Annotated in this window: 20 protein-coding genes and 1 tRNA gene; 5 read left to right on the top strand and 16 right to left on the bottom strand. The window is 68.1% G+C overall.

Annotated features, from left to right (window positions below; translation table 11 throughout):
- Nucleotides 1–66 precede the first annotated feature (66 nt).
- The 3 genes from rplL to ACI3KS_RS05830 all read right to left on the bottom strand — a co-directional run bounded on the left by rplL (nt 67) and on the right by ACI3KS_RS05830 (nt 2,313).
- Nucleotides 67–447, bottom strand: a complete 381-nt coding sequence (gene rplL, locus ACI3KS_RS05840) for a 50S ribosomal protein L7/L12 (protein WP_404916162.1) — start codon at nt 445–447, stop codon at nt 67–69.
- 48 nt (nt 448–495) lie between these two features.
- The gene (gene rplJ / locus ACI3KS_RS05835) at nt 496–984 is read right to left on the bottom strand and encodes a 50S ribosomal protein L10 (RefSeq protein WP_404916160.1); all 489 of its coding nucleotides are present in this window, start codon (nt 982–984) and stop codon (nt 496–498) included.
- A 351-nt stretch (nt 985–1,335) separates the two neighbouring features.
- Complete coding sequence (locus ACI3KS_RS05830) at nt 1,336–2,313, bottom strand: hypothetical protein (RefSeq protein WP_404916158.1); 978 nt, start codon at nt 2,311–2,313, stop codon at nt 1,336–1,338.
- Nucleotides 2,314–2,629: 316 nt separating this feature from the next.
- Here ACI3KS_RS05830 and ACI3KS_RS05825 point away from each other — a divergent pair, with 316 nt between their 5' ends.
- Entirely contained in the window at nt 2,630–3,322 is a 693-nt protein-coding gene (locus ACI3KS_RS05825; RefSeq protein WP_404916156.1) for a YqaJ viral recombinase family protein, read from the top strand.
- 19 nt (nt 3,323–3,341) lie between these two features.
- Here the strand turns inward: ACI3KS_RS05825 and ACI3KS_RS05820 are convergent, their stop codons facing one another.
- From ACI3KS_RS05820 to ACI3KS_RS05795, 6 genes are all read right to left on the bottom strand, one after another.
- Entirely contained in the window at nt 3,342–3,911 is a 570-nt protein-coding gene (locus ACI3KS_RS05820) for a hypothetical protein (RefSeq protein WP_404916154.1), read from the bottom strand.
- A complete protein-coding gene (locus tag ACI3KS_RS05815; RefSeq protein ID WP_404916152.1) occupies nt 3,908–4,537 on the bottom strand; it encodes a hypothetical protein in 630 nt (209 codons plus the stop codon). Before ACI3KS_RS05815 ends, ACI3KS_RS05820 begins: the two co-directional genes overlap by 4 nt.
- Nucleotides 4,534–5,106, bottom strand: coding sequence for a signal peptidase I (locus ACI3KS_RS05810; RefSeq protein ID WP_404916150.1), 573 nt, complete (start codon nt 5,104–5,106; stop codon nt 4,534–4,536). The genes ACI3KS_RS05815 and ACI3KS_RS05810 overlap by 4 nt, the downstream gene beginning before the upstream one ends.
- Before the next feature lie 13 nt (nt 5,107–5,119).
- On the bottom strand, nt 5,120–5,758 hold the full coding sequence (locus tag ACI3KS_RS05805) for a SipW-dependent-type signal peptide-containing protein (protein WP_404916148.1): 639 nt from the start codon (nt 5,756–5,758) through the stop codon (nt 5,120–5,122).
- 7 nt (nt 5,759–5,765) lie between these two features.
- Nucleotides 5,766–6,377, bottom strand: a complete 612-nt coding sequence (locus ACI3KS_RS05800) for a SipW-dependent-type signal peptide-containing protein (protein WP_404916146.1) — start codon at nt 6,375–6,377, stop codon at nt 5,766–5,768.
- Nucleotides 6,378–6,643: 266 nt separating this feature from the next.
- Nucleotides 6,644–7,516, bottom strand: coding sequence for a LysR family transcriptional regulator ArgP (locus ACI3KS_RS05795; RefSeq protein ID WP_404916144.1), 873 nt, complete (start codon nt 7,514–7,516; stop codon nt 6,644–6,646).
- Nucleotides 7,517–7,586: 70 nt separating this feature from the next.
- On the opposite strand from ACI3KS_RS05795, the gene ACI3KS_RS05790 reads away from it, so the two are divergent.
- Nucleotides 7,587–8,240 carry a LysE/ArgO family amino acid transporter gene (locus ACI3KS_RS05790; protein WP_404916142.1) on the top strand — a complete coding sequence of 218 codons (654 nt, stop codon included), beginning with the start codon at nt 7,587–7,589 and terminating at the stop codon, nt 8,238–8,240.
- Nucleotides 8,241–8,310: 70 nt separating this feature from the next.
- Here ACI3KS_RS05790 and rplA read toward each other — a convergent pair whose 3' ends face one another.
- Nucleotides 8,311–9,000 carry a 50S ribosomal protein L1 gene (rplA, locus tag ACI3KS_RS05785; RefSeq protein ID WP_404916140.1) on the bottom strand — a complete coding sequence of 230 codons (690 nt, stop codon included), beginning with the start codon at nt 8,998–9,000 and terminating at the stop codon, nt 8,311–8,313.
- An 11-nt stretch (nt 9,001–9,011) separates the two neighbouring features.
- Nucleotides 9,012–9,443 (bottom strand): 50S ribosomal protein L11, encoded by a 432-nt coding sequence (gene rplK / locus ACI3KS_RS05780; protein ID WP_404916138.1) that lies wholly within the window; start codon nt 9,441–9,443, stop codon nt 9,012–9,014.
- 295 nt (nt 9,444–9,738) lie between these two features.
- On the opposite strand from rplK, the gene ACI3KS_RS05775 reads away from it, so the two are divergent.
- Nucleotides 9,739–10,314 (top strand): hypothetical protein, encoded by a 576-nt coding sequence (locus ACI3KS_RS05775; RefSeq protein ID WP_404916136.1) that lies wholly within the window; start codon nt 9,739–9,741, stop codon nt 10,312–10,314.
- An 89-nt stretch (nt 10,315–10,403) separates the two neighbouring features.
- Here the strand turns inward: ACI3KS_RS05775 and nusG are convergent, their stop codons facing one another.
- From nusG to ACI3KS_RS05760, 3 genes are all read right to left on the bottom strand, one after another.
- A complete protein-coding gene (gene nusG / locus ACI3KS_RS05770) occupies nt 10,404–11,411 on the bottom strand; it encodes a transcription termination/antitermination protein NusG (protein WP_404916134.1) in 1,008 nt (335 codons plus the stop codon).
- Between the two features lie 38 nt (nt 11,412–11,449).
- A complete protein-coding gene (gene secE / locus ACI3KS_RS05765; protein ID WP_404916132.1) occupies nt 11,450–11,725 on the bottom strand; it encodes a preprotein translocase subunit SecE in 276 nt (91 codons plus the stop codon).
- Nucleotides 11,726–11,765: 40 nt separating this feature from the next.
- A tRNA-Trp gene (locus tag ACI3KS_RS05760) sits at nt 11,766–11,838 on the bottom strand.
- A 240-nt stretch (nt 11,839–12,078) separates the two neighbouring features.
- Between ACI3KS_RS05760 and ACI3KS_RS05755 the strand changes: the two genes are divergently transcribed.
- Both ACI3KS_RS05755 and ACI3KS_RS05750 read left to right on the top strand, forming a co-directional pair.
- Nucleotides 12,079–13,890, top strand: coding sequence for an HSP90 family protein (locus ACI3KS_RS05755; RefSeq protein WP_404916130.1), 1,812 nt, complete (start codon nt 12,079–12,081; stop codon nt 13,888–13,890).
- A gap of 82 nt (nt 13,891–13,972) precedes the next feature.
- Entirely contained in the window at nt 13,973–16,768 is a 2,796-nt protein-coding gene (locus tag ACI3KS_RS05750) for a hypothetical protein (protein WP_404916128.1), read from the top strand.
- Between the two features lie 57 nt (nt 16,769–16,825).
- Here the strand turns inward: ACI3KS_RS05750 and ACI3KS_RS05745 are convergent, their stop codons facing one another.
- Together ACI3KS_RS05745 and ACI3KS_RS05740 are read right to left on the bottom strand one after the other, a co-directional pair.
- Complete coding sequence (locus ACI3KS_RS05745; protein WP_404916126.1) at nt 16,826–18,190, bottom strand: NAD-dependent succinate-semialdehyde dehydrogenase; 1,365 nt, start codon at nt 18,188–18,190, stop codon at nt 16,826–16,828.
- A gap of 113 nt (nt 18,191–18,303) precedes the next feature.
- The gene (locus ACI3KS_RS05740) at nt 18,304–19,770 is read right to left on the bottom strand and encodes an NAD-dependent succinate-semialdehyde dehydrogenase (protein WP_404916124.1); all 1,467 of its coding nucleotides are present in this window, start codon (nt 19,768–19,770) and stop codon (nt 18,304–18,306) included.
- Nucleotides 19,771–19,798: the final 28 nt, after the last annotated feature.

Below are 19,798 nucleotides of genomic sequence, written 5' to 3'. Positions count from 1 at the left end.
GGAGAACCTGGGGCCTTCGTGAAGCGTGAGACGCTGTCGGGGCGACGGACCGCCGCCCCTGACGGATTACTTGAGGGTAACCGTCGCGCCAGCCTCCTCGAGAGCAGCCTTGGCCTTCTCGGCGGTCTCCTTGTTGGCGCCCTCCAGGACAGCCTTGGGAGCGCCGTCGACGACACCCTTGGCCTCGCCCAGGCCGAGCGAGGTGAGCTCGCGGACGACCTTGATGACCTGGATCTTCTTGTCGCCGGCAGCCTCGAGGACGACGTCGAACGAGTCCTTCTCCTCCTCGGCCTCGGCAGCGCCGGCACCGGCGGCACCTGCGACGGCGACGGGGGCAGCAGCGGTGACCTCGAACTTCTCCTCGAACGCCTTCACGAAGTCGTTGAGCTCGACGAGGGTGAGGTCAGCGAACTGCTCGAGCAGCTCTTCGGTGGTGAGCTTCGCCATGATGTATCTCCTAGATAGATGGGGTTGGTGATCGAGAACGCCGGTCGCTTACGCAGCCTCGGCGGTCTCCAGCTTTTCGCGAAGAGCGTCGATGGTGGCGGCAGCCTTGCCCATCGTCGCCTTCATCATGCCCGCAGCCTTCGCCAGCAGAACCTCACGGCTCTCAAGCGAGGCGTACTTGTTGACCTCGTCGGCAGAGAGGGCGTTGCCCTCGAAGATGCCGGACTTGATCACGAGAAGCGGGTTGGCCTTGGCGAAGTCACGAAGAGCCTTGGCAGTGGCGACGAAGTCACCGTGCACGAACGCGACGGCCGACGGACCCTTGAGGTCGTCGTCCAGCGCGGTGATGCCTGCCTTGTTGGCGGCGATCTTGGTCAGCGTGTTCTTCACCACGGCGTACTCAGCGTCCTGACGGATGCTGTTGCGCAGCTCCTTGAGCTGGGCAACCGTCAGACCGCGGTACTCGGTCAGCAGAACGGCGGACGAGTTCTCGAATGACTTCGTGAGCTCGGCAACCGATGCATCCTTCTGCGCCATGGTCACTCCTTGGTGTGTACGGGATGCTCCACGACGGTGGAGCACCGGCCTCGACCACCACGGCCCCGGAATGAAGAAGAGCTCCGGCGCAAGCGCACGGAGCTCTGAGAAGTTCGTGACACCTGCGCGGGCCCCTGCATTGCAGAGCTTCGATCTTCTCGCGCATGCGCGCACGAAGATGACCAGCGGTCTAAGGTTGCCTCCACTGTACCCCACGGCGTGGGGCGTCCCCAAATCCGGTGCCCTCCGGGCGTCGACTTCACGTGCACTCGCCGAGTGCACGACGTACCGACGCGAAAAGCTCGTGCACTCGAGAGTTTGGCGTGCACTCGACGCCCGGGAGAGGTCATCTCACCCGGGCCTGATCCCAAATGCTGCCAGGCGCTCGCCGAGCGCGTTCGCGGTTGCGATGTGCCGGGTCTCCCACCTGGCGAGTCGCCACTGCGTCGTCCCCCGGATCCAGTCCTCGCGCTGCTTCTCCTCCAGAAGGATCTGCTCCACGCTCTTGCCTTCCCGCATCGCCGCGTCGAGGTATTTCGCCTTTCCGTCGAACTCACCGAACGCACGGGCATCTCTCATGCCGAAGTCCACGAAGTACGACGACCCCGCCGGACCGGCGACCTCGACCTGCAACTCAGGAGCATCGAACCCCAACCGATACAGCTGCAGTCGACTGACGCTCTCTCCGGGGGACTGTGATCGACCGTCGGCGAACTGACTCACCCAGCGAGCCTGTCGGATGCCGCGAGCCCCCGTCGCTGCATCTATCCTCACGGCCAGATTCCTGCGCCACGACGTGACGGCATCCAGGTCCCACTCCCACCCCCGCTCCCCCATCTGCCGTTCCGCGGCGTCGGCGACAGCGACGGCCGCCACGAGGGGAAGCCCCCGGATCAGATCGAAGACCGTCCGCTCCAGACTCGTGCATCGGATGCCGTCGACGAGGGCGACGTCATCCGGCGGCAACCGCGACACGTGTCTGCGCACGTCAGGAGAACTGGAGATGCGATGCGGTGCGTCCGTCGTCATGTGCACCCGCACCAATCTCATCTGCCAGAGCGGCAGCCGCCAGAGGACCGCGCTCGAGCTGTGCGACATCACGGCGGCCCCTTGAGCGTCACGCGCAACTGCGATGACGTGCGCTCGGTGCTTCTCCTCCTCCCACAGCACGGCACGCTCGCGAGCATCGATGAACCAGCCTCGACGGATCTGATGCAGTTCTCCGACACGGACCGCCATGGCGATCCCCCGATCCGTCCATCCGTTGTTGAGGAGATCCGCTCTCGAGCGGACGTGATCCCCGAGAGTCAGCGACGTCGATGTGGGCATGGCTCATGCTGCCGAGAACGATGGCGCGGCCGATCACGATTCCGCGGAGTTCTCCAGCGAATGTGGACAACTGCCCAGATGCCGCCTCGGTGCACGCGACGTCGCTCACCCCGTACCCGCACCCCGTACCCGCACCCCGTATCGCCGAGTGCACGGGATCCTGCCGAGTGCACGCCTTGTTCACTCCAGTAACACGTGCACTCGCCGCGTGCACGTGAAGTCGATGACAGCGGGGCGGGGTGAGGGTCGCCCCGCGAGGTGGAGGTGCGCGGCGTGTACGGGGCGGGGCGTCGGATGCCGGGTTTAGGGTCGAATGGTGACCCCGGAACTCCAAGCGCGTATCGTCGCAGACTCGCGCGACCGCGTCGCGTGGATGCGCGCACGCTCGCGCGGGATCACCGCCACAGACGTCGCGGGCCTCACGAGTGAGAAGTCCATCGCCCGCGCGGCGGACTCGAAGCTCGGCGGCGGTCCCCGTTTCGGCGGCAACGCCTACACCGATCACGGTCGCCGCCGTGAACCCGAGATCGCCGCCTGGGTCGCCGCGACGCACGGCATCCTCCCGTCGTCCGCACTGTTCCGCGCTGAGGTCGAGCACCGCCACCTCGCCACCCCCGACGGCATCGCTGTCGACTCCGAGGGTCGAGTGCGCCTCGCGGAGATCAAGACCACGAACAAGCCCTTCCGCGGCATCCCCCGCACCTATCTGCGCCAGGTCTGGTGGCAGCAGCACGTTCTGGGCGCCGAACGCACCCTGTTCGTCTGGGAGGAGCACGTCGACTTCTCTCCCGTCCACGACGAGCCCAAGTGCGTCTGGATCGACCGGGATGACCGCGAGATCGGCAAGCTCGTCGGTCTCGCCACCGAACTCATCGACGAGCTGTACCGACGCACCACCGGCAATCAGATCCCGCCACGGATCGCTGCTGCCACCGCCGCAGCCGCAGCCGAGCGCCGGGAGCGCCTCCGCGAGCGTGATGCGTTCCGCGCGCTCGCACTCGCCGACTGAGCACCAGCGAGCGATCGGATCACACGACGGTCGATGAGCACGTCGTCGTCTCGCCGGACAACAATGCCGGATAGGTGACCGTGATCTTCACCTTCTGCGGAGACGTCCAGGTGAGCCCGCCGGGCGTCACCCACGAGGTGCTGAAGTAGACGACGTATTGACCGCCGGCGAGGATGAGTCCGAGCCCGCCGAGAAGGCCTTCCAGAAGCGTCTTCGACACGGTGGTCGTGTACACGCCCGACGTCGCAGCCCCCGGGGCGACTGTAGATGTGGTGCCGCTGCCGTCGATCGTGCCGGACAGCAGCACATTGAACGCCGACGTCGCCGGTTTGGTGAAGGTCGTACTCGGCCATCGCCATTTGATGGTCAGAGCCGCGCCGCCGAGGAGCGTCCCCAGGGGATTCGGGCAGACGAGTCCTCCAGGCAGGGGTTCCACGACCGGCGGCAAGAGGGTGATCGTCCGGAACGTCGCCGAGCCGTACTCCGGGTCCACCCACGCGGCATCGGTCTGCTGCACAGGCGGAGCGATCGCCAACCCGACGAGTAGAGCAGCCCCTGAGACTGCCGCCAGTACGCGCCGTCCGATCATGGGACGACCTCGTCATGTCGAAATCCGCGCCGACGCGCGGTCACGAGAACGACGCCGATGGCGAGCAGCACGGCGCCTCCTCCGAGCGTCCCGAACCACCACGCCGACATCCCGGTCGCAGCGAGCTCCTCGTCCTGACCGACCGAGACCTGGTCACCGACTCCGGAGGCATGGATCCGGATGTCTGTCCGCCCTCCGCCTCCGTTCTCCCCCAGCGCGACCGAGAGCCGCACGTGCGCGGTCTCGGTGTCGGCCATCTGCACGATGGCGATCTCCGTTCCATCACGAGGGATGCTCCAGCCCGATCGGAGGTCGCGTTCGCCGCCGGGGCATCCGTCCGCTGTCCACGGCCGCATGCAGACGGCGGCATCGACCAGCAGCTCAGTGCTCCCGGTCGCACTCAGTCCGATCGTCACGGTTCCGGGATCGGGCGCCTGCGCGCTCACCTCGACGTCCCACTGCACGGCGTCGCCCGGCAGCAGGGATGCTGCGGCATCCCAATCCGCGATGGACACGAGCCGGATGATGTCGCCCTGGACGATCTGCGTCGTCGTGGCTGCCGACGCCGGCTGCGCCGGCAGGAGGCAGACGAGGACGAGCCCGACCATGAGGAGAGCGCGCCTCATGCGAACCCCTTCTTCTCGCGCGGCCAGAACGCCCAGATGACGAGCGCCGCCGCGGCGAGTGTGATGCCTCCCAGCACGTAGGGGTTCCCCAGTCCGACGATGACCGTCGCGAGTCCCGGAACCGAGAAGAGCACGATCCGCCCCGATGTCACGGTGTACGGCGCGGGGTCCTCGACGTCGTTCGCATCGCCCTTCATCGTGATCACGCGCTCGTCCGCGGCGGCGCCCTCCGAGATCGACGTCACGCGATGCGTCACGGGCAGGTCACCGGGGCGATCGATCGTGATCACGTCGCCGATGGTGAACTCCCTCGCCTCGATCTTCTGGACGACCGCGACGGAACCCGCGGGGATCGTCGGCGACATTGATCCGGTCTTGAACATGATGAGGGTGATCCCCGCCGTGTACGCGAGGATCACCAGCGTGATGCACACGACGCCGCCGAGGGCGGCCAGCCAGAGCAGCACGTCGCCGAGCATCCTGCCGATGCCTCTGGGTCTTCTCCCGGCGGGCACGGCATCGGGCGGAGCCTGCTCGCGCAGGCTCCGCCTCGTTGCGGTGGCACTCATGCCGACATTCCGATCACGAGCCGGACGTCGCGGCGAACTCCCACGTCACCTGCTGGGACGTTCCCTGCACGGTCGTCGGAGCCGTCGCACTCATCGCCACCTCGATGCAGTAGTTCACCTGGTTGCCGCCGTCCGCGTTGAGCACCTGGGAGCTCGTCGCCGCAGCAGTGAGCGCCGCACCGTTCGGCAGCCCGGTGACCACGCTCGCCGTCGCCCAGCCCGTGGAAGAGCAGTTCGCCGCCGCCGTCACGGTGCGGACGCTGTAGGTGAGCTGTGCACCCAGCGACGAGGCGTTGCTCGACGCCCCCTTGATCAGCACCGACCCCGCCATAGACGGGTTCACGGTCTTGACGCTGAAGAACGCGTACGCCTTGTCCCCCGGCGTCAGCGCGGAGATGCTCACCGACGGCGCGGCGAAGGTGAGCGATGCGCCCGGCGCGCTCGCATGCTGGGAGAAGTTCGTCCCGTCGGTCGAGCCGACGATGTTGAACGTGCCTGCGGTGAACGTCGTCGAGCCGAACTCCGAGTCGTTCCAGGCGGCGAGCGTCGCGGTGACGCCCACGCCCAGCACGAGACCACCCGCCAGAATGGCGCGGATCCGACGCGAGCGTGCCCGCCTCGCGTCGCGCTGGTCCTTCCGAGTGCTCGTCATCGCGGACTCAGTCCGACTCGGCTGCGAACTTCCAGGTGGCGGATGCCGCGCCGCCCTCGACGAGCGCCCCAGGACCGGTCTCCGGCCCCGCGGTGGCGATGACGCACACCTTCTGCGCCACGCCCGCTGCGGGACTGACCGGAGCCGCCAAGGCGAAAGTGCTGCCTGCGTCCGAGTCGGTCAGTGCATCGCCCGAGACGAGCAGCGTTCCCGCGCTCGCGCTGGCGTCACACGGAGCCGCGGCGCCGATCGCGTAGATGTCGTAGGAGATGTTCGCCTCGTTCGCCCCGGAACTTGCCTCGCGGGTGACCGTCACCTCGGCTCCGGTGGTGGTCGCGTCATCCAGTCGCAGCCAGAACGGCGCGTACACCGTGTCGGTGGGAGAGAGGTTCCCCGCCAGCGGCAGGGTGAACGCCAATGCGGCACCGGGAGCGTCCGGATGCTCGGCGTAGTCGACTCCGTCGGTGGAGCCCTCCAGGTTGAACGCGCCGGCCTGGAACGTCCCGGTCGCGAACTCGGAGTCGTTCCACGCTGCGAGAGTGACTGCCGCTCCGACGCCGAGAACGAGTCCGCCGGCGAGGACGGCGAGCGCCTTGCGCCTGGTTGCCTTGGTTGCCATTTCGATTCCCCTTCAGGAAAGAGGGAAGAGCAGACGGGTTCACCAGACCCGCCGATTCCCCCCACAGGCACCGGCTCCGCATCCTCCAGATCTCGCCTCGCGCACAGGCGCGCGAGGCGTTTCCTGGATTCTCGCACACCGATATATTGAAATGCCAATCTTTCGCGAAGTCTGACCCCGACGGCATCCGCTGCGCTGGGAGCGTTCCCATCATCGAGATGCCCGCTCATGCGGGACACATGCCTCCCGCATGGCGCCGAATCCGCTCAGCGCAGCACCCGCATCGCCTCGACGGCGATCTCGGCGGCGATGATGTCGAGCAGCTCCGAGCGCAGGTTCCACTGCTGCCAGTACAGCTGCACGCGCAGGGTCGGACCGCCCAGCGGCACGAGGTCGGCCGTCCGCTGCAGGTGCGGGACCATTCCCCACCCCAGGCCGAGCTCGACGGCCATCGCGTAGTCGTGCGAAGCAGGAACGTAGTGCCGCGGCACCCCCTGCGGCGAAACCCCCACTCCCTCCAGCCAGTCGTGCTGAAGGGCGTCGCGCCGGTCGAAGTCGACGAAGGGCGCGACGCGGAGCGCCTCGCGGTCCACGCCGTCCGGGAACCAGCGCGCGGCATACGAGGGCGCGGCCATCGCCTGGTACTCGAGCACGCCGAGCGGTGAGACGGAGCACCCGGCGACGGGCGTGTGCTCGCTGGTCACGGCGGCCATCACCTCGCCGGACTCCAGCAGGCGCGCGGTGAAGTTCTGGTCGTCCCGGTGCAGATCGACGTCGATGTCGTGGTCTGCGGAGAGCCTCGCGAGCGGGGCGAGGAACCACGTCGCCATGGAATCCGCGTTGACCGCCAGCGGGATGCCGATCCGTGCGGCCTGCTCACCTTCCAGGCCGAGCCCGCCGAGCGCATCGTGCTCGAGGAGCGCGATCTGACGCGCGAGCCGCACGACGGCCTCGCCGGCCTCGGTCAGGCGCGCGGGCTTGCTCCGTACGACCAGCACGCGCCCGAGCTGCTGTTCGAGTGCCTTGAGACGCTGGCTCACTGCGGAGGGAGTGATCCGCAACCGGCGCGACGCCGCATCGAGGGTGCCTTCGTCAGCGACGGCGGCGACGGTGGCAGCGAGTTCGGGATCGATCTTCACATGAGCGATGCTAATGGTGCGGAAGGAATCATCGCTGGTGCTGAATACAGTCTCTTCCTAACGTGGAACCATGCTCACGGTTCTCGCCGGCCTCGGACTCGGCCTCTCCCTCATCGTCGCCATCGGCGCGCAGAACGTCTTCGTGCTGCGCCAGGGCATCCGCCGGGAGCACGTCCTCGCGGTCGTCATCATCTGTGCGACATCCGATGCGGTGCTGATCATCGCCGGGGTCGCCGGCCTGGGCTTCGTCATCTCAGCGGCTCCGTGGCTGGTCGTCGTCGCCCGGTGGGCAGGTGCGCTGTTCCTGCTGGCGTACGGTCTGCTCGCGGCACGTCGGGCCTGGCGCGGCGGCGAGACGCTCACCATCGATCAGACGGATGCATCCGCTCCAGCACCCTCCGGTCGCACCGCCGTCGTGACCGGCACCCGGCTCGCGCCCGTGGTCCTGACGACGCTCGCGCTCACCTGGCTCAACCCGCACGTGTATCTCGACACGGTGCTGATGCTCGGCTCCATCGCGGCGACGCACGGCGATCAGCGCTGGCTGTTCGCCGCTGGAGCGGTGGCGGCCAGCATCCTGTGGTTCACCGCGCTCGGTTTCGGCGCCCGCTATCTCGGTCGCTGGCTGCGCACGGCACGATCGTGGCGGGTCCTCGACGGCGTGATCGCGGTCGTCATGATCACGCTCGCGGTGTCGCTCGTCGTGCCCGTACTGGGCGGCTGAGCGAGGCCCCGCCCGGACGCAGAGAAGGCCCCCGCCGAAGCGGGGGCCTTCTCGTGTGAGAGCGTCAGGCTCAGATGGCGTTGACGTCCAGCGGGATGCCGGGGCCGAACGTGGTCGACACCGCACCCTTCTGGATGTAGCGGCCCTTCGAGCTGGACGGCTTGAGACGCACGATCTCCTCGAGAGCCGCACCGATGTTCTCGTTGAGCTGCTCGGCCGAGAACGACGCCTTGCCGACGACGAAGTGCACGTTCGCGTGCTTGTCGACGCGGAACTCGATCTTTCCGCCCTTGATCTCCTCGACGGCCTTGGCCGTGTTGGGGGTCACGGTGCCGGTCTTCGGGTTCGGCATGAGTCCACGCGGACCCAGGACCTTGCCGAGACGACCGACCTGGCCCATGAGCTCGGGGGTGGAGACGGCCGCGTCGAACGCGGTCCAGCCGCCGGCGACCTTCTCGATGAGCTCGGCGCCGCCGACCTCATCGGCACCAGCGGCGATCGCCGCCTCGGCCGCGGGGCCGGTGGCGAACACGATGACGCGGGCGGTCTTGCCGGTGCCGTGGGGCAGGATGACGGTTCCACGAACCATCTGGTCTGCCTTGCGCGGGTCGACGGAGAGCTTCAGCGCGACCTCGACGGTCGAGTCGAACTTCGCCGAGCCGGTCTCCTTGGCCAGGGCGACGGCCTCGGCGGGAGTGTAGAAACGGTCTGCCTCGATCTTCTCGGCGGCAGCCTTGTAAGCCTTGGACTTGGTAGCCATGATTATTCTCCTCAGCCCTCGACCGTGATGCCCATGGAACGGGCGGTGCCGGCGATGATCTTCGAGGCGGCCTCGATGTCGTTCGCGTTCAGGTCGGCCTGCTTCTGCTCGGCGATCTGACGGACCTGGTCCTTGGTGATCTTCGCGACCTTGACCGTTTGCGGGGTCGACGACCCCTTCTGCACGCCGGCGGCCTTCTTGATGAGCTCCGCAGCCGGCGGGGTCTTCAGGATGAACGTGAAGCTGCGGTCCTCGTAGACGGTGATCTCGACGGGGATGACGTTGCCGCGCTGCGACTCGGTCGCGGCGTTGTACGCCTTGCAGAACTCCATGATGTTGACGCCATGCTGACCGAGCGCGGGGCCGATCGGCGGCGCCGGGTTGGCTGCACCGGCGTTGATCTGAAGCTTGATCAGGCCGGTCACCTTCTTCTTCGGTGCCATATCCTCTTCCTTTCCTCGAACGGATGCCGGATGCATCCGCTCTCCCGCGAGCCCGGCGGATCCGGGCTGCGGTGATGCGCGTGCGCGCGGAAGCGCGCACAAACCATAGAAGTCTACCCGACGATCACCCCTCCGCATACCCATCGGAGGCTCACAGGATCTCTGCACGCGTGGATGCCAGCCTGGTGCCGTCCGGCACCTCGCCGTGATCGACAAGGAGAGTGATCCGATGGGACTGTTCCGCCGCCGCCCGAAGACGCCACCGCAAGCTGCTGCACCGCCCGCCACTCCCCCGATGCCTACTCCCGCGAGTACGGCACCCACGACGACCGCGATGCCGATCATCGGCGCGGGCCTCGAGGCCGAGCTGGCTGCTGAGCTGGGTGAGAGCATGGCCGCCGAGAACAGCGTCGCCGCGCCCACTCCGACGCGCGGCCCCGCGTTCGCCGGACGCTCACTCTCGCTGCGATTCCCGCCGACGCTCGACCACGCAGCCGATCACGCGCAGACGTTCGCCGATGCCGTCGGCAGCCTGGAGAACCGCGAACTCGACTACACCGTTACGAGCTTGCCTCTCGTGGATCAGGTGCTGGGATCGTTCGAAGAGATCGGAAGCGACCTGACAGCCGAGACCATCCTCACCGCCGGCTTCTACGTGGGCGAGGTCCTCGTACGGCGCCATGGATACCGCTGGGTGTCGGTCGACGATCACGTCGCCGAGATGTTCGGCTTCCGGCTCGCGGTCCAGGGACCGGCCGGCAGCCTCACGAACCCGTTGGGCAAGGTTTTCAAGCGGGTGGAGAACGGCGCGGAGGACAGCATCGAGTTCTTCGTCACCGCTCAGCTCGCCTCGGACGCTCGATCATCCTGAGACATGAAGAAGGCCGCCCCTCTCGGGACGGCCTTCTTCATGCACTTCGGCAGGCTCAGTGACCCACAAGCAGGTTCTGTGACCGCCTGTCAGATCATCTTGGTGACCTGGTCGAACGACAGCTCGACCGGGGTCTCGCGCTCGAACAGAGACACGAGCACCGTGAGCTTGCCGCTCTCGGGCTTGATCTCGCTGATCGAACCGGGAAGGCCGGCGAACGAGCCCTCCTTGATCGTGATGGTCTCGCCGATCTCGAAGTCGACCTCGGCCTGCACGGGACGCGCGACGGCGACGCCGCCCTTGGCCGCGATGTTCTTGGCGGTCGAGACGTCCTTGACCTCGACGAGCGACTTCAACATGTTGAAGGCCTCTTCGAAGCGAAGCGGCGTCGGGTTGTGGGCGTTGCCCACGAAGCCGGTGACACCGGGCGTGTGACGGACGACCGACCAGGTGTCCTCGGTGAGCTCCATGCGCACGAGCACGTAGCCCGGGATGCGCACGCGGGTGACCATCTTGCGCTGGCCGTTCTTGATCTCGACGACGTCCTCCATCGGGACCTCGATCTGGTAGATCTCGTCCTCGACCTCGAGCGTCGACTTGCGCTGCTCGATGTTCGCCTTGACCTTGCGCTCGAAGCCGGCGTACGAGTGGATGACGTACCACTTGCCGGGGAGCATCCGCAGGTCGAGGCGGAACGCCTCGTAGGGGTCTTCCTCGGCGTCCTCGTCCTGCTCGTCGTCGCCGAGCTCGGGGCCGTCGTAGGGAGCCACCTCGTCGGCCGCTGCGGCCTCGAGGTCGGCGGCCTCCTCGGCCACGGCGTCGTTGAGCACCTCGGCAGCAGCCTCGGACTCGGCCGCTTCGTCCAGGTTGAGAGCATCGTTCACGATCGCATCCGCCTCCGGGTCTTCGATGTCGATGTCTTCGTCAGCGCCGTCATCTTCGGCATCCTCGTCCTCGACGTGGATGGCGACGTGCTCTGCGGATGTGGCCGAGAACTCCTCCGCTGCGAGGACGTTGCCCTCCTGGGCCTCGTCCTCCTCGCTGGACTGCTCTGCAGCGGTCGCCCAGTCGGCGTCGTCGGAATAGCGTTCAGACACGTGTTTCTTCTCCGTAATGCGGCCGAAGCCGCGGGGCATCAGGTGCCGGGAACCCCGAACACCATATGCGTCAGCCAGGCGAACAGGGAGTCCAGTCCGTAGACGATGCCCATGACGATCAGCACGAAGACCAGGACCACCAGGGTGAACTTGACCAGTTCCTTGCGGGTCGGGGTGACGACCTTGCGGAGCTCGGCGATGACCTGGCGGATGAAGAGGGCGATGCCACCGAAGAATCGAGCGAAGAAGTTGCGCTTCTTCTCGTGGGTGGCGCCGGCCGCGACGACCTCGCCGCGCGCTTCGTCCTGATCCATCCTGAATGTACCTTTCGTGTGCCAGCGTTGCACTGACGCGCAGGGCGGACAGGAATCGAACCTGCAACCTGCGGTTTTGGAGACCGCTGCTCTGCCAATTGAGCTACCGCCCTAGAGATCTGATGACCTCGGGGTGTCATCCGCAGTCCCTTCGACGATCCGGATCGCGGGGAACCGGGGCACGTCGAATGATTGCAGACAACAACTGCTGAACCAGCATACGGCATCCACGACACCTGCTCGAACCGCCGACCGATGAACCCGGGCGCAGACGTCCGGAATCCGCCGTTCCTGCTCTGCGAGAGCGTTGTTGGATAGGCTCTGCGGGCGGGTGTACGTCGGAGGGAGCGCACGTGGGCGCAGAGGTTCAGCAGTTCCAGGTCGATCTTCGCGGCGTGGTGGATCTGCTCAGCCGCCACATCTACTCCAGCCCACGGGTCTACCTGCGCGAGCTGCTGCAGAATGCGCGTGACGCGATCACCGCCCGTCGTGAGTTCGAGGGCACCGGCGGATGCATCACGATCTCCCCACTCAGCGACGAGTCGGGCGAGTTCGTCCTCCGCGACGACGGCGTCGGCCTCACCGCCGACGAGGTCGCGGATCTGCTGGCGACGGTCGGCCGGAGTTCGAAGCGCGACATCTTCGACATGCCCCGCAGCGACTACCTCGGCCAGTTCGGCATCGGCCTGCTCAGCTGCTTCATGGTCGCCGACACCATCGTCATCCGTTCGCGCAGCGCGAAGGGCGGATCCGCGGTCGAGTGGACCGGCAGCGCGGACGGGACGTTCCGGGTCGTCGAGATCGACGACGACATCCCTGTGGGCACGAGCGTGCATCTCGTGCCGCGCTTCGACGCCGACGAACTGCTGCGGACGGATGCCGTGCGAGAACTCGCGACCACGTTCGGGGAGTTCCTCCCGGTGCGGGTCGTCCTGCGCACACCGAGCGGCGAGATCGACATCACCCGTGACGCGCCGTTCCTCGGCGACGGGATCGACGACATCGTCCGCTACGGACGCGACCTGCTCGGCGCGAACCCGCTCGACGCGATCGAGCTCGTCGAGCCTGCCACCGGCACCCGCGGCATCGCCTATGTGCTGCCCTTCGCCCCGCCGCCCGGAGCGCGTCAGGCGACCCGCATGTACCTCGGACGGATGCTGCTCTCGGAGCGCGTCGACGATGTGCTCCCCGAGTGGGCCTTCTTCATCCGGGCGGTGATCGACTCCACGGGTCTCGCTCCGACGGCGAGTCGCGAGTCCCTCGTCGACGACGCCGCGCTCGAGCGGGTGCGCGAACAGCTCGGCGCCGGCATCCGTCGGTGGGTCCTCGAGCTGGGCCTGCACGAACCGCACCGGCTCTCGCAGTTCGTCGCGATCCACGAGGTCGGCCTGAAGTCGCTCGTCCGCCATGACGAGGAACTCGCGAAGTTCATCACCCGTTGGCTCACCGTCGAGACGACGCACGGCACCCTGCGCATCGGCGACCTCGTCGAGCGGTACCCGCATGTGCGCTTCGCAGCCAGTGTCGACGAATTCCGTCAGGTCGCCGGGATCTCCCCCTCCGGTGAGGTGCTCGTGAACGGCGGTTACCTCTACGACGCGGATCTCGTCCGCCTGCTGCCCACGATCTATCCGAACGTCACGATCGAGCAGGTCGACGTCACGGGCGAACTCGATCGGCTCGATCCCCCGCCGCTCGACGACCGAGACGCAGCGGTCGCGCTGGAGACCCGCGCGGGTGCCGTGCTCGAGGCATCCGGATGCTCCGTCGTCGTGCGCTCGATCGCTCGCCCCGACCTCGCCGCCCTCTACGTCGCCGATCCCGAGGTGCTGCGCGCCCTGGATCGTCGACGCACCAAAGGCATCACCGGGTCACTGTGGGGCGGCGTGCTCGACCGTATCGACGCGACCTTCGCGGCGGGTCACGACGACGATCTGACGGCGCGGCTATGCCTGAACTGGGGCAACCGCGTCGTTCGCGCCCTCGTCCGTGTGCAGGACGACGCCGTGTTCGCCCGCACCGTGCAGCTGCTCTACATCCAGGCGCTCCTCGTGGGGCATCACCCGCTCACCGACGCGGATCGCACGCTCATGACGAGCGCGCTCACCGACCTGGTGTCGCTCTCGGCCGGCATCGAGACCGATTCCGTCCCCTTCGACAACTGACCTCCGGCATCCCCGGCACCCGGCATCCCCGACACCCGGCATGCCGCCGACGACATCACCCGCACAGAACGAGAGGCATCCCATGGCACGTCCGAAGAAGCGGTTCCAGCAGCTGCTCGACGAGATCGATCGCACGCCCTGGGGGCCCGCAGAGCAGGCGCTGGTCGAGGATGCCGTCGCACTCGCGCTCGAGATCGGCGACGAACGCCTGGAGTACGAGGCGCGGATGCGCCAGACCGCATCGGCGAACATGAACGGCGTGACCGACGTCATGCTGAACTCGTTCGCCTGGTGTCTCGCACGGCACGACTCCGACCCGCAGCGTTTCCCCGCCGACCTCGACTACGGCGGGGCCGATCTCATGTGGCAGTTCAAGTGGATGGCCTCGTCGCTGCGGTCCTCCCCCGCCTTCTCCGTCGAGCAGATCGCGGCCGTGCTCGACGACATGGAGACGCACTACCGCACTGCGGGTCTCGGCGTCAGCGGCGTGCTGACCGCCCGATTCGAGGATGCCTGGGACGCCGGGCGCATCGAGGAGGCGGAGGCCCTGCGCGTGCAGCTGGAGGCGACGCCCCGCGACGACCACAGCCACTGCGACGCGTGCGGACGCAGCCAGTTCGCCGGGTTCTTCGCCGATACCGACCGCGACGATCAGGCGATCCGTCTCGTCGAGGAGATGATCGAGGGCGGCTACTCCTGTGGCGAGGAGCCCGAGCACGCGCTCTCCCGGGTGCTGCTCCCCTACCTCCGCGCCGGCCGCCCCGACGAGGCCAAGTCGGCGCATCTTCGCAGCTACCGCCTCGCCAAGGACAACCCCGACAACCTGCAGATCGTGGCGAACAACATCGTCTTCGCCGCGATCACGGGTAACGAGGCGCGTGCCCTGACCATGGTCGAGCGTCACATCGCGTGGCTCGCGCACGACGGCCTGAACGTGGACGCGCACTTCGCCGCCCTCGCCGCATTCGCCTTCGCCCTCGATCGTGTGACGGAGGCCGGGCACGGCGACACACCGGTGCGCGGTGCCGAGGCATCCGCGCTGGTTCCGCTGCTCGGCGAGCACGAGGGCGCCTGGAGCGCCGTCGACCTCGCCGCGGCTTCCTGGGCGGCGGCCGAGCGGATCGGTGCCGCGTTCGACGAGCGCGACGGCACCGATGGGCACGCACGACGACTGGTGCGCCTGCGCGCCCTCACCGATGTCCGCTACGACGTCCCGATCCGCTCGGACGCCTTCGTCGAGACGCCCCCTGCGGATCTCCCCGCGGATGCGGACGCCTGGTTCGAGCGGGCCATGAACCTGGCGCAGTACGGCACCGAGGAGGAGACCCTCGCCGCGTTGCCCCATGCCCTCGGCGTCGAGGATCCGTACAAGCGTGCGCAGCTGTTGTCGATGCACATCGGCATCCTCGTCGCGCTGGAGCGCGCGGACGAGGCGCTCGAGCTGCTGCCCTCCCGGCTGGAGGCTCTGCGCGCCGCGGGGCGCGAGGAGCAGGCGGCTCTCGAGCAGCGGCTCGGACTCGCGACCTTCGGAGCGAGCACCCCTGAAGCGATCGCCGCCTTGGATCGCGAGCTCGCGGCGTCCGAGCACCTCCCCGCCTGGTCACGCGGCGACCTCGCGCTCAGCCGCGCTTCGCTGCACATGGTGGCGGACGAGACGGATGCCGCGCTCGACCTGGCTGAGAAGGCGGCCAGGTTCTTCGATGAGGCCGGCGACGCGCGCCTGACCAACACGACGACGCTCGTCGCCCTGTCGTCCCTGCTCGGCAAGGGCGACACCGAAGCAGCATCCGCACTGCTCGATCGGTTCCTCGGGCAGGACGATCTCAGCGCCGGCCACAGGGCACGCGCGCTGCAGACGCGGGCTCGCCTGCGCGGTGGGGCCGAAGCGTTCACCGAGGGAGCGGCCGACGCCGACGAGGCGTGCCGGTTGCTCACGAGCCTCGGAGCCACGACCACCCTGGCGTCGGCGCACCTGCTCGCCGGGGCGCTCTGGGAGGACGCCGGCGATGCGGAGAAGGCCGTGACCCGATATCGGGTGACGTCGCGTCTCACCGAGCAGGAGGGCGGTGATCTCACGGGGGTCGACTTCCGTCTCGCCCGCGCGATGCTCTCGGCCGGCGACGCCGAGGAAGCGGCCGACCTGTTCAACACGGTGCTGCAGCGCGAAGAGCAGGCCGAGGTCGAGGCCGGCTCACGCGCGATGACGGCGTCGATGCTCGCCCGGGCCCTCTTCGCAGCCGATGAGCCCGGACCGGCCGTCGGGGCCCACGGTTACGCCGCCCAGCTGTTCGAGGAGGCCGAGCAGCACGCGGATCAGGCGCTGTCGATGCTCGAACGCGCGAAGATCCTGGCTCGCTTCAACGAGCACGATGACGCGATGGAACTGATGGAGGAGGCGAGCGAGATCGTCCGGAAGGACCCCGAGGCGATCGGCACCCTCGCCGACGTGCTGCACAACCTCGGTCAGGCCTACGGTGCTCGCGAGGACGAGCGCGCGTTCGCCCTGTTCGACGAGGTCGCCGAGCTCGCGCGTGCGCACGATGCCGGATGGCTGCTCGCGGACGTCACGGACTCCCGCGCGCGGGCGCTCGGCGAGCTCGGACGCATCGATGAGGCCGTCGCCGCGGCGCTCACAGCGTCGGATGCGTTCGCCGCTGCCGGGGACACCGCCGCGGCCGGAGGCTCTGAGCTGTACGGCGCGCGTCTGCTGAGCGGCCGCGATCGTCAGGCCGACGCGGTGGCGCTGTACCGCGCGGCGCTGGAGCACGGCGCGGAGGTTCCTCCCCTGCGCGAGGTGGCCGCTCTCGAGCTCGGCGATGTCCTCGAGGCTCTGGGCCGTCATGGCGAGGCCGCGGAGGTCCGCGCGCTGCTCGACTGAGCACTCGGCCGCACACGAAGAGGGCGGATGCCGCAGCATCCGCCCTCTTCGTGCGTCTCAGCCGATGCGGATGAGCTTCTTGTTCACGAACTCCTCCGCGGCCAGGTGGCCAAGCTCGCGCGAGGTGCCGCTGCGCTTGATGCCGCCGAACGGCAGCTCCGGGCTGTCGGCGAGCACGAGGTTGACGTAGACCATGCCCGCCTCGATCCTGTCGGCCACGCGTTCCGCCTGCTCGGCGTCGGTCGTGAAGACGTACGAGCCCAGGCCGAAGCTCGTGTCGTTCGCGAGTGCGACCGCCGCGTCCTCGTCGGCGACGCGATAGACGACGGCCGCGGGACCGAAGAGCTCCTCGCGGTAGACGTTCATCTCGGGCGTGACGTCGGCGAGCACGGTCGGGGCGAAGAACGCTCCCTCGCGCGTTCCTCCGGTGAGCAGCGTCGCCCCCTGCTCGATGGCCTGGTCGATCTGCTTCTGCAGGTTCTCCGCAGCGGTCTCCGAGGAGACCGGACCGAGCACCGTGTCGTCGAGCATCGGGTCGGTCGCCTCGACCGCCGCCATCGCCGCTGTGAACTTCTCGACGAACGCGTCGTAGAGGTCGTCGACGATGATGAACCGCTTGGCTCCGTTGCAGGCCTGACCGTTGTTGTCGAGACGCGCGTCGACGCCCGCCTGCACGGTCGCATCGAGGTCGTCGGTGGAGAGCACGATGAACGGGTCGGAACCGCCGAGTTCGAGAGCGACCTTCTTGAGGTTGCGCCCGGCGATCTCGGCGACCGCTGCACCCGCCCGCTCGGAGCCGGTGAGCGAGACGCCCTGGACGCGCGGGTCGGCGATCATCGTCGCGATCTGCTCGTTGGTCGCCAGCACGCTCTGGTAGGCCCCGTTCGGGAACCCGGCGTCGTGATAGATCGCCTCGAGGGCGATCGACGACTCGGGGCACTGCGGTGCGGGCTTGAGCAGGATCGTGTTGCCGACGATGAGGTTCGGTGCCGCGAAGCGCACGATCTGATACGCCGGGAAGTTCCACGGCATGATGCCCACGAGCGCCCCGAGCGATGAACGGCGGATGATCGCCGTGCCGTCGCCGAGAATCGAGATCGGCTGGTCGGCCATGATCGCCTCGGCCTGGTCGGCGTAGTAGTCGGCGATGTCGGCGGCGAAGTCGACCTCGCCGAGTGCCGCCTCCCGCGGCTTGCCCATCTCGCGCACGAAGATGTCCGCGAGCTCATCACGGCGCTCGCGGTGCAGCTCGGCCGCTCGCCGCAGCAGGGCTGCACGCTCGGCGACGCTCGAGCTGCGCGACCACTCGCGGTGCGCGGCATCGGCGGCGGCGATCGCCGCGTCGATCTGCGCATCCGAGAACGTGTCGTAGGACGCCAGCGTCTCTCCGGTGGCGGGGTTGATGACGGCGTAGTCGGTCATGTCGTTCGTCCTCTCATGTGGATTCCGGTCGTTGAGCGAGGAGCGGAGCCCCGAGACGAAACGTAGTGAGCGCGTTTCGTCTCGCTCCGCTCGCTCAACGACCGGGTCAGGGGTCAGGAGACCGGGATCAGCGTGTACTTGGTGGACAGATACTCGTGGATGCCCTCGGCGCCGCCTTCGCGTCCGACACCGGACTGCTTGACGCCGCCGAACGGAGCCGCGGCGTTCGAGACGACGCCGACGTTGAGCCCCATCATGCCGGTCTCGAGGCCGTCGATCATCCGCTGGCCGCGCTGCAGGTTCTCGGTGAACACGTACGACACGAGGCCGTACTCGGTGTCGTTCGCGAGGCGCACGGCCTCTTCCTCGGTCTCGAAGGTCGCGATCGCGAGCACCGGGCCGAAGATCTCCTCTCGGAGGATCGCGGAACCTGCGACGACGTCGGTCAGCACGGTCGGCTCGTAGAAGGTGCCGGTGCCCTCGAGGGCCTTGCCGCCGGCGAGCAGGGTGGCACCGCGGTCGACCGCGTCGCCGACCAGCTCTGCGGCCTTGGCGACGGCATCCTGATCGATGAGCGGTCCGATCGCGACGCCTTCCTCGGTGCCGCGGCCGATCTTCATGGCCTTGACGCGCTCGGTGACCCGACGACCGAACTCCTCGGCGATGTCCTTGTGAACGATGAACCGGTTCGCCGCGGTGCAGGCCTGGCCGATGTTGCGGAACTTGGCCGCCAGTGCCCCGTCGACAGCCTTGTCGAGATCGGCGTCGTCGAAGACCACGAACGGCGCGTTGCCCCCGAGTTCCATCGAGACCCGCAGGACGCCCTCGGCGGCCTGAGCGATGAGCTTGCGGCCGACCTCGGTCGATCCGGTGAACGAGAGCTTGCGCAGGCGGGGGTCGGCGATGATCGGCGCCGACAGCGCGCTCGACCGCGTGGTCTGCACGACGTTGACGACGCCCTTGGGCAGCCCTGCCTTCTCGAGCAGCGACGTGAAGAACATCGTCGTCAGCGGCGTGAGCGCCGGGGGCTTGATGACGACGGTGCAGCCCGCCGCGAGCGCCGGGGCGATCTTGCGGGTCGCCATCGCGAACGGGAAGTTCCACGGCGTCACGAAGAACGACGGCCCCACCGGGCGCTGCGAGACGACCATGTGGCCGGTTCCCTCGGGGTTGATGCCGTAGCGGCCGCTGATGCGAACGGCCTCCTCGCTGAACCAGCGCAGGAACTCGCCGCCGTAGACGACCTCGCCACGGGCCTCGGCCAGCGGCTTGCCCATCTCGAGGGTCATCAGCAGCGCGAGGTCCTCCTTGTGCTCCTGGACGAGGTCGAAGGCCCGGCGGAGGATGTCGCTGCGGGTACGAGGAGCCGTGGCGGCCCAGACGTCCTGCGCGGCGACCGCCGCGTCGAGAGCGCGGATCCCGTCGCCGGGGGTCGCGTCGGCGATCGTGCGGATGACGTTCCCGGTGGACGGGTCCTGCACGTCGAAGGTCGCGCCGGTCTCGCCGCCGATCCATTCGCCACCGATGAAGAGGCCGGTGGGGATGCTGTCGAGCAGCGCCTGCTCGGTCTGAGTGCTCATGCGTTCTCTTTCTCTGGGGGTGTGCGGC

The organism is Microbacterium sp. ZW T5_45, assembly GCF_044987415.1.
GTDB lineage: Bacteria > Actinomycetota > Actinomycetes > Actinomycetales > Microbacteriaceae > Microbacterium.
Note: the sequence above shows the minus strand (reverse complement) of the source record. Positions and strands in the feature narration are given on the sequence as shown.

Bases quoted from the DNA above. Each gene is read 5' to 3' on its own strand.
- ACI3KS_RS05805 (WP_404916148.1), bottom strand. From the start codon at position 5,758: ATGACGAGCACTCGGAAGGACCAGCGCGACGCGAGGCGGGCACGCTCG.
- rplK (WP_404916138.1), bottom strand. From the start codon at position 9,443: ATGGCACCGAAGAAGAAGGTGACCGGCCTGATCAAGCTTCAGATCAAC.
- ACI3KS_RS05775 (WP_404916136.1), top strand. From the start codon at position 9,739: ATGCCTACTCCCGCGAGTACGGCACCCACGACGACCGCGATGCCGATC.
- ACI3KS_RS05815 (WP_404916152.1), bottom strand. From the start codon at position 4,537: ATGAGGCGCGCTCTCCTCATGGTCGGGCTCGTCCTCGTCTGCCTCCTG.
- ACI3KS_RS05740 (WP_404916124.1), bottom strand. From the start codon at position 19,770: ATGAGCACTCAGACCGAGCAGGCGCTGCTCGACAGCATCCCCACCGGC.
- secE (WP_404916132.1), bottom strand. From the start codon at position 11,725: ATGGATCAGGACGAAGCGCGCGGCGAGGTCGTCGCGGCCGGCGCCACC.
- rplL (WP_404916162.1), bottom strand. From the start codon at position 447: ATGGCGAAGCTCACCACCGAAGAGCTGCTCGAGCAGTTCGCTGACCTC.
- ACI3KS_RS05745 (WP_404916126.1), bottom strand. From the start codon at position 18,190: ATGACCGACTACGCCGTCATCAACCCCGCCACCGGAGAGACGCTGGCG.
- ACI3KS_RS05800 (WP_404916146.1), bottom strand. From the start codon at position 6,377: ATGGCAACCAAGGCAACCAGGCGCAAGGCGCTCGCCGTCCTCGCCGGC.
- ACI3KS_RS05820 (WP_404916154.1), bottom strand. From the start codon at position 3,911: ATGATCGGACGGCGCGTACTGGCGGCAGTCTCAGGGGCTGCTCTACTC.
- rplA (WP_404916140.1), bottom strand. From the start codon at position 9,000: ATGGCTACCAAGTCCAAGGCTTACAAGGCTGCCGCCGAGAAGATCGAG.
- ACI3KS_RS05830 (WP_404916158.1), bottom strand. From the start codon at position 2,313: ATGCCCACATCGACGTCGCTGACTCTCGGGGATCACGTCCGCTCGAGA.
- ACI3KS_RS05790 (WP_404916142.1), top strand. From the start codon at position 7,587: ATGCTCACGGTTCTCGCCGGCCTCGGACTCGGCCTCTCCCTCATCGTC.
- ACI3KS_RS05750 (WP_404916128.1), top strand. From the start codon at position 13,973: ATGGCACGTCCGAAGAAGCGGTTCCAGCAGCTGCTCGACGAGATCGAT.
- rplJ (WP_404916160.1), bottom strand. From the start codon at position 984: ATGGCGCAGAAGGATGCATCGGTTGCCGAGCTCACGAAGTCATTCGAG.
- ACI3KS_RS05810 (WP_404916150.1), bottom strand. From the start codon at position 5,106: ATGAGTGCCACCGCAACGAGGCGGAGCCTGCGCGAGCAGGCTCCGCCC.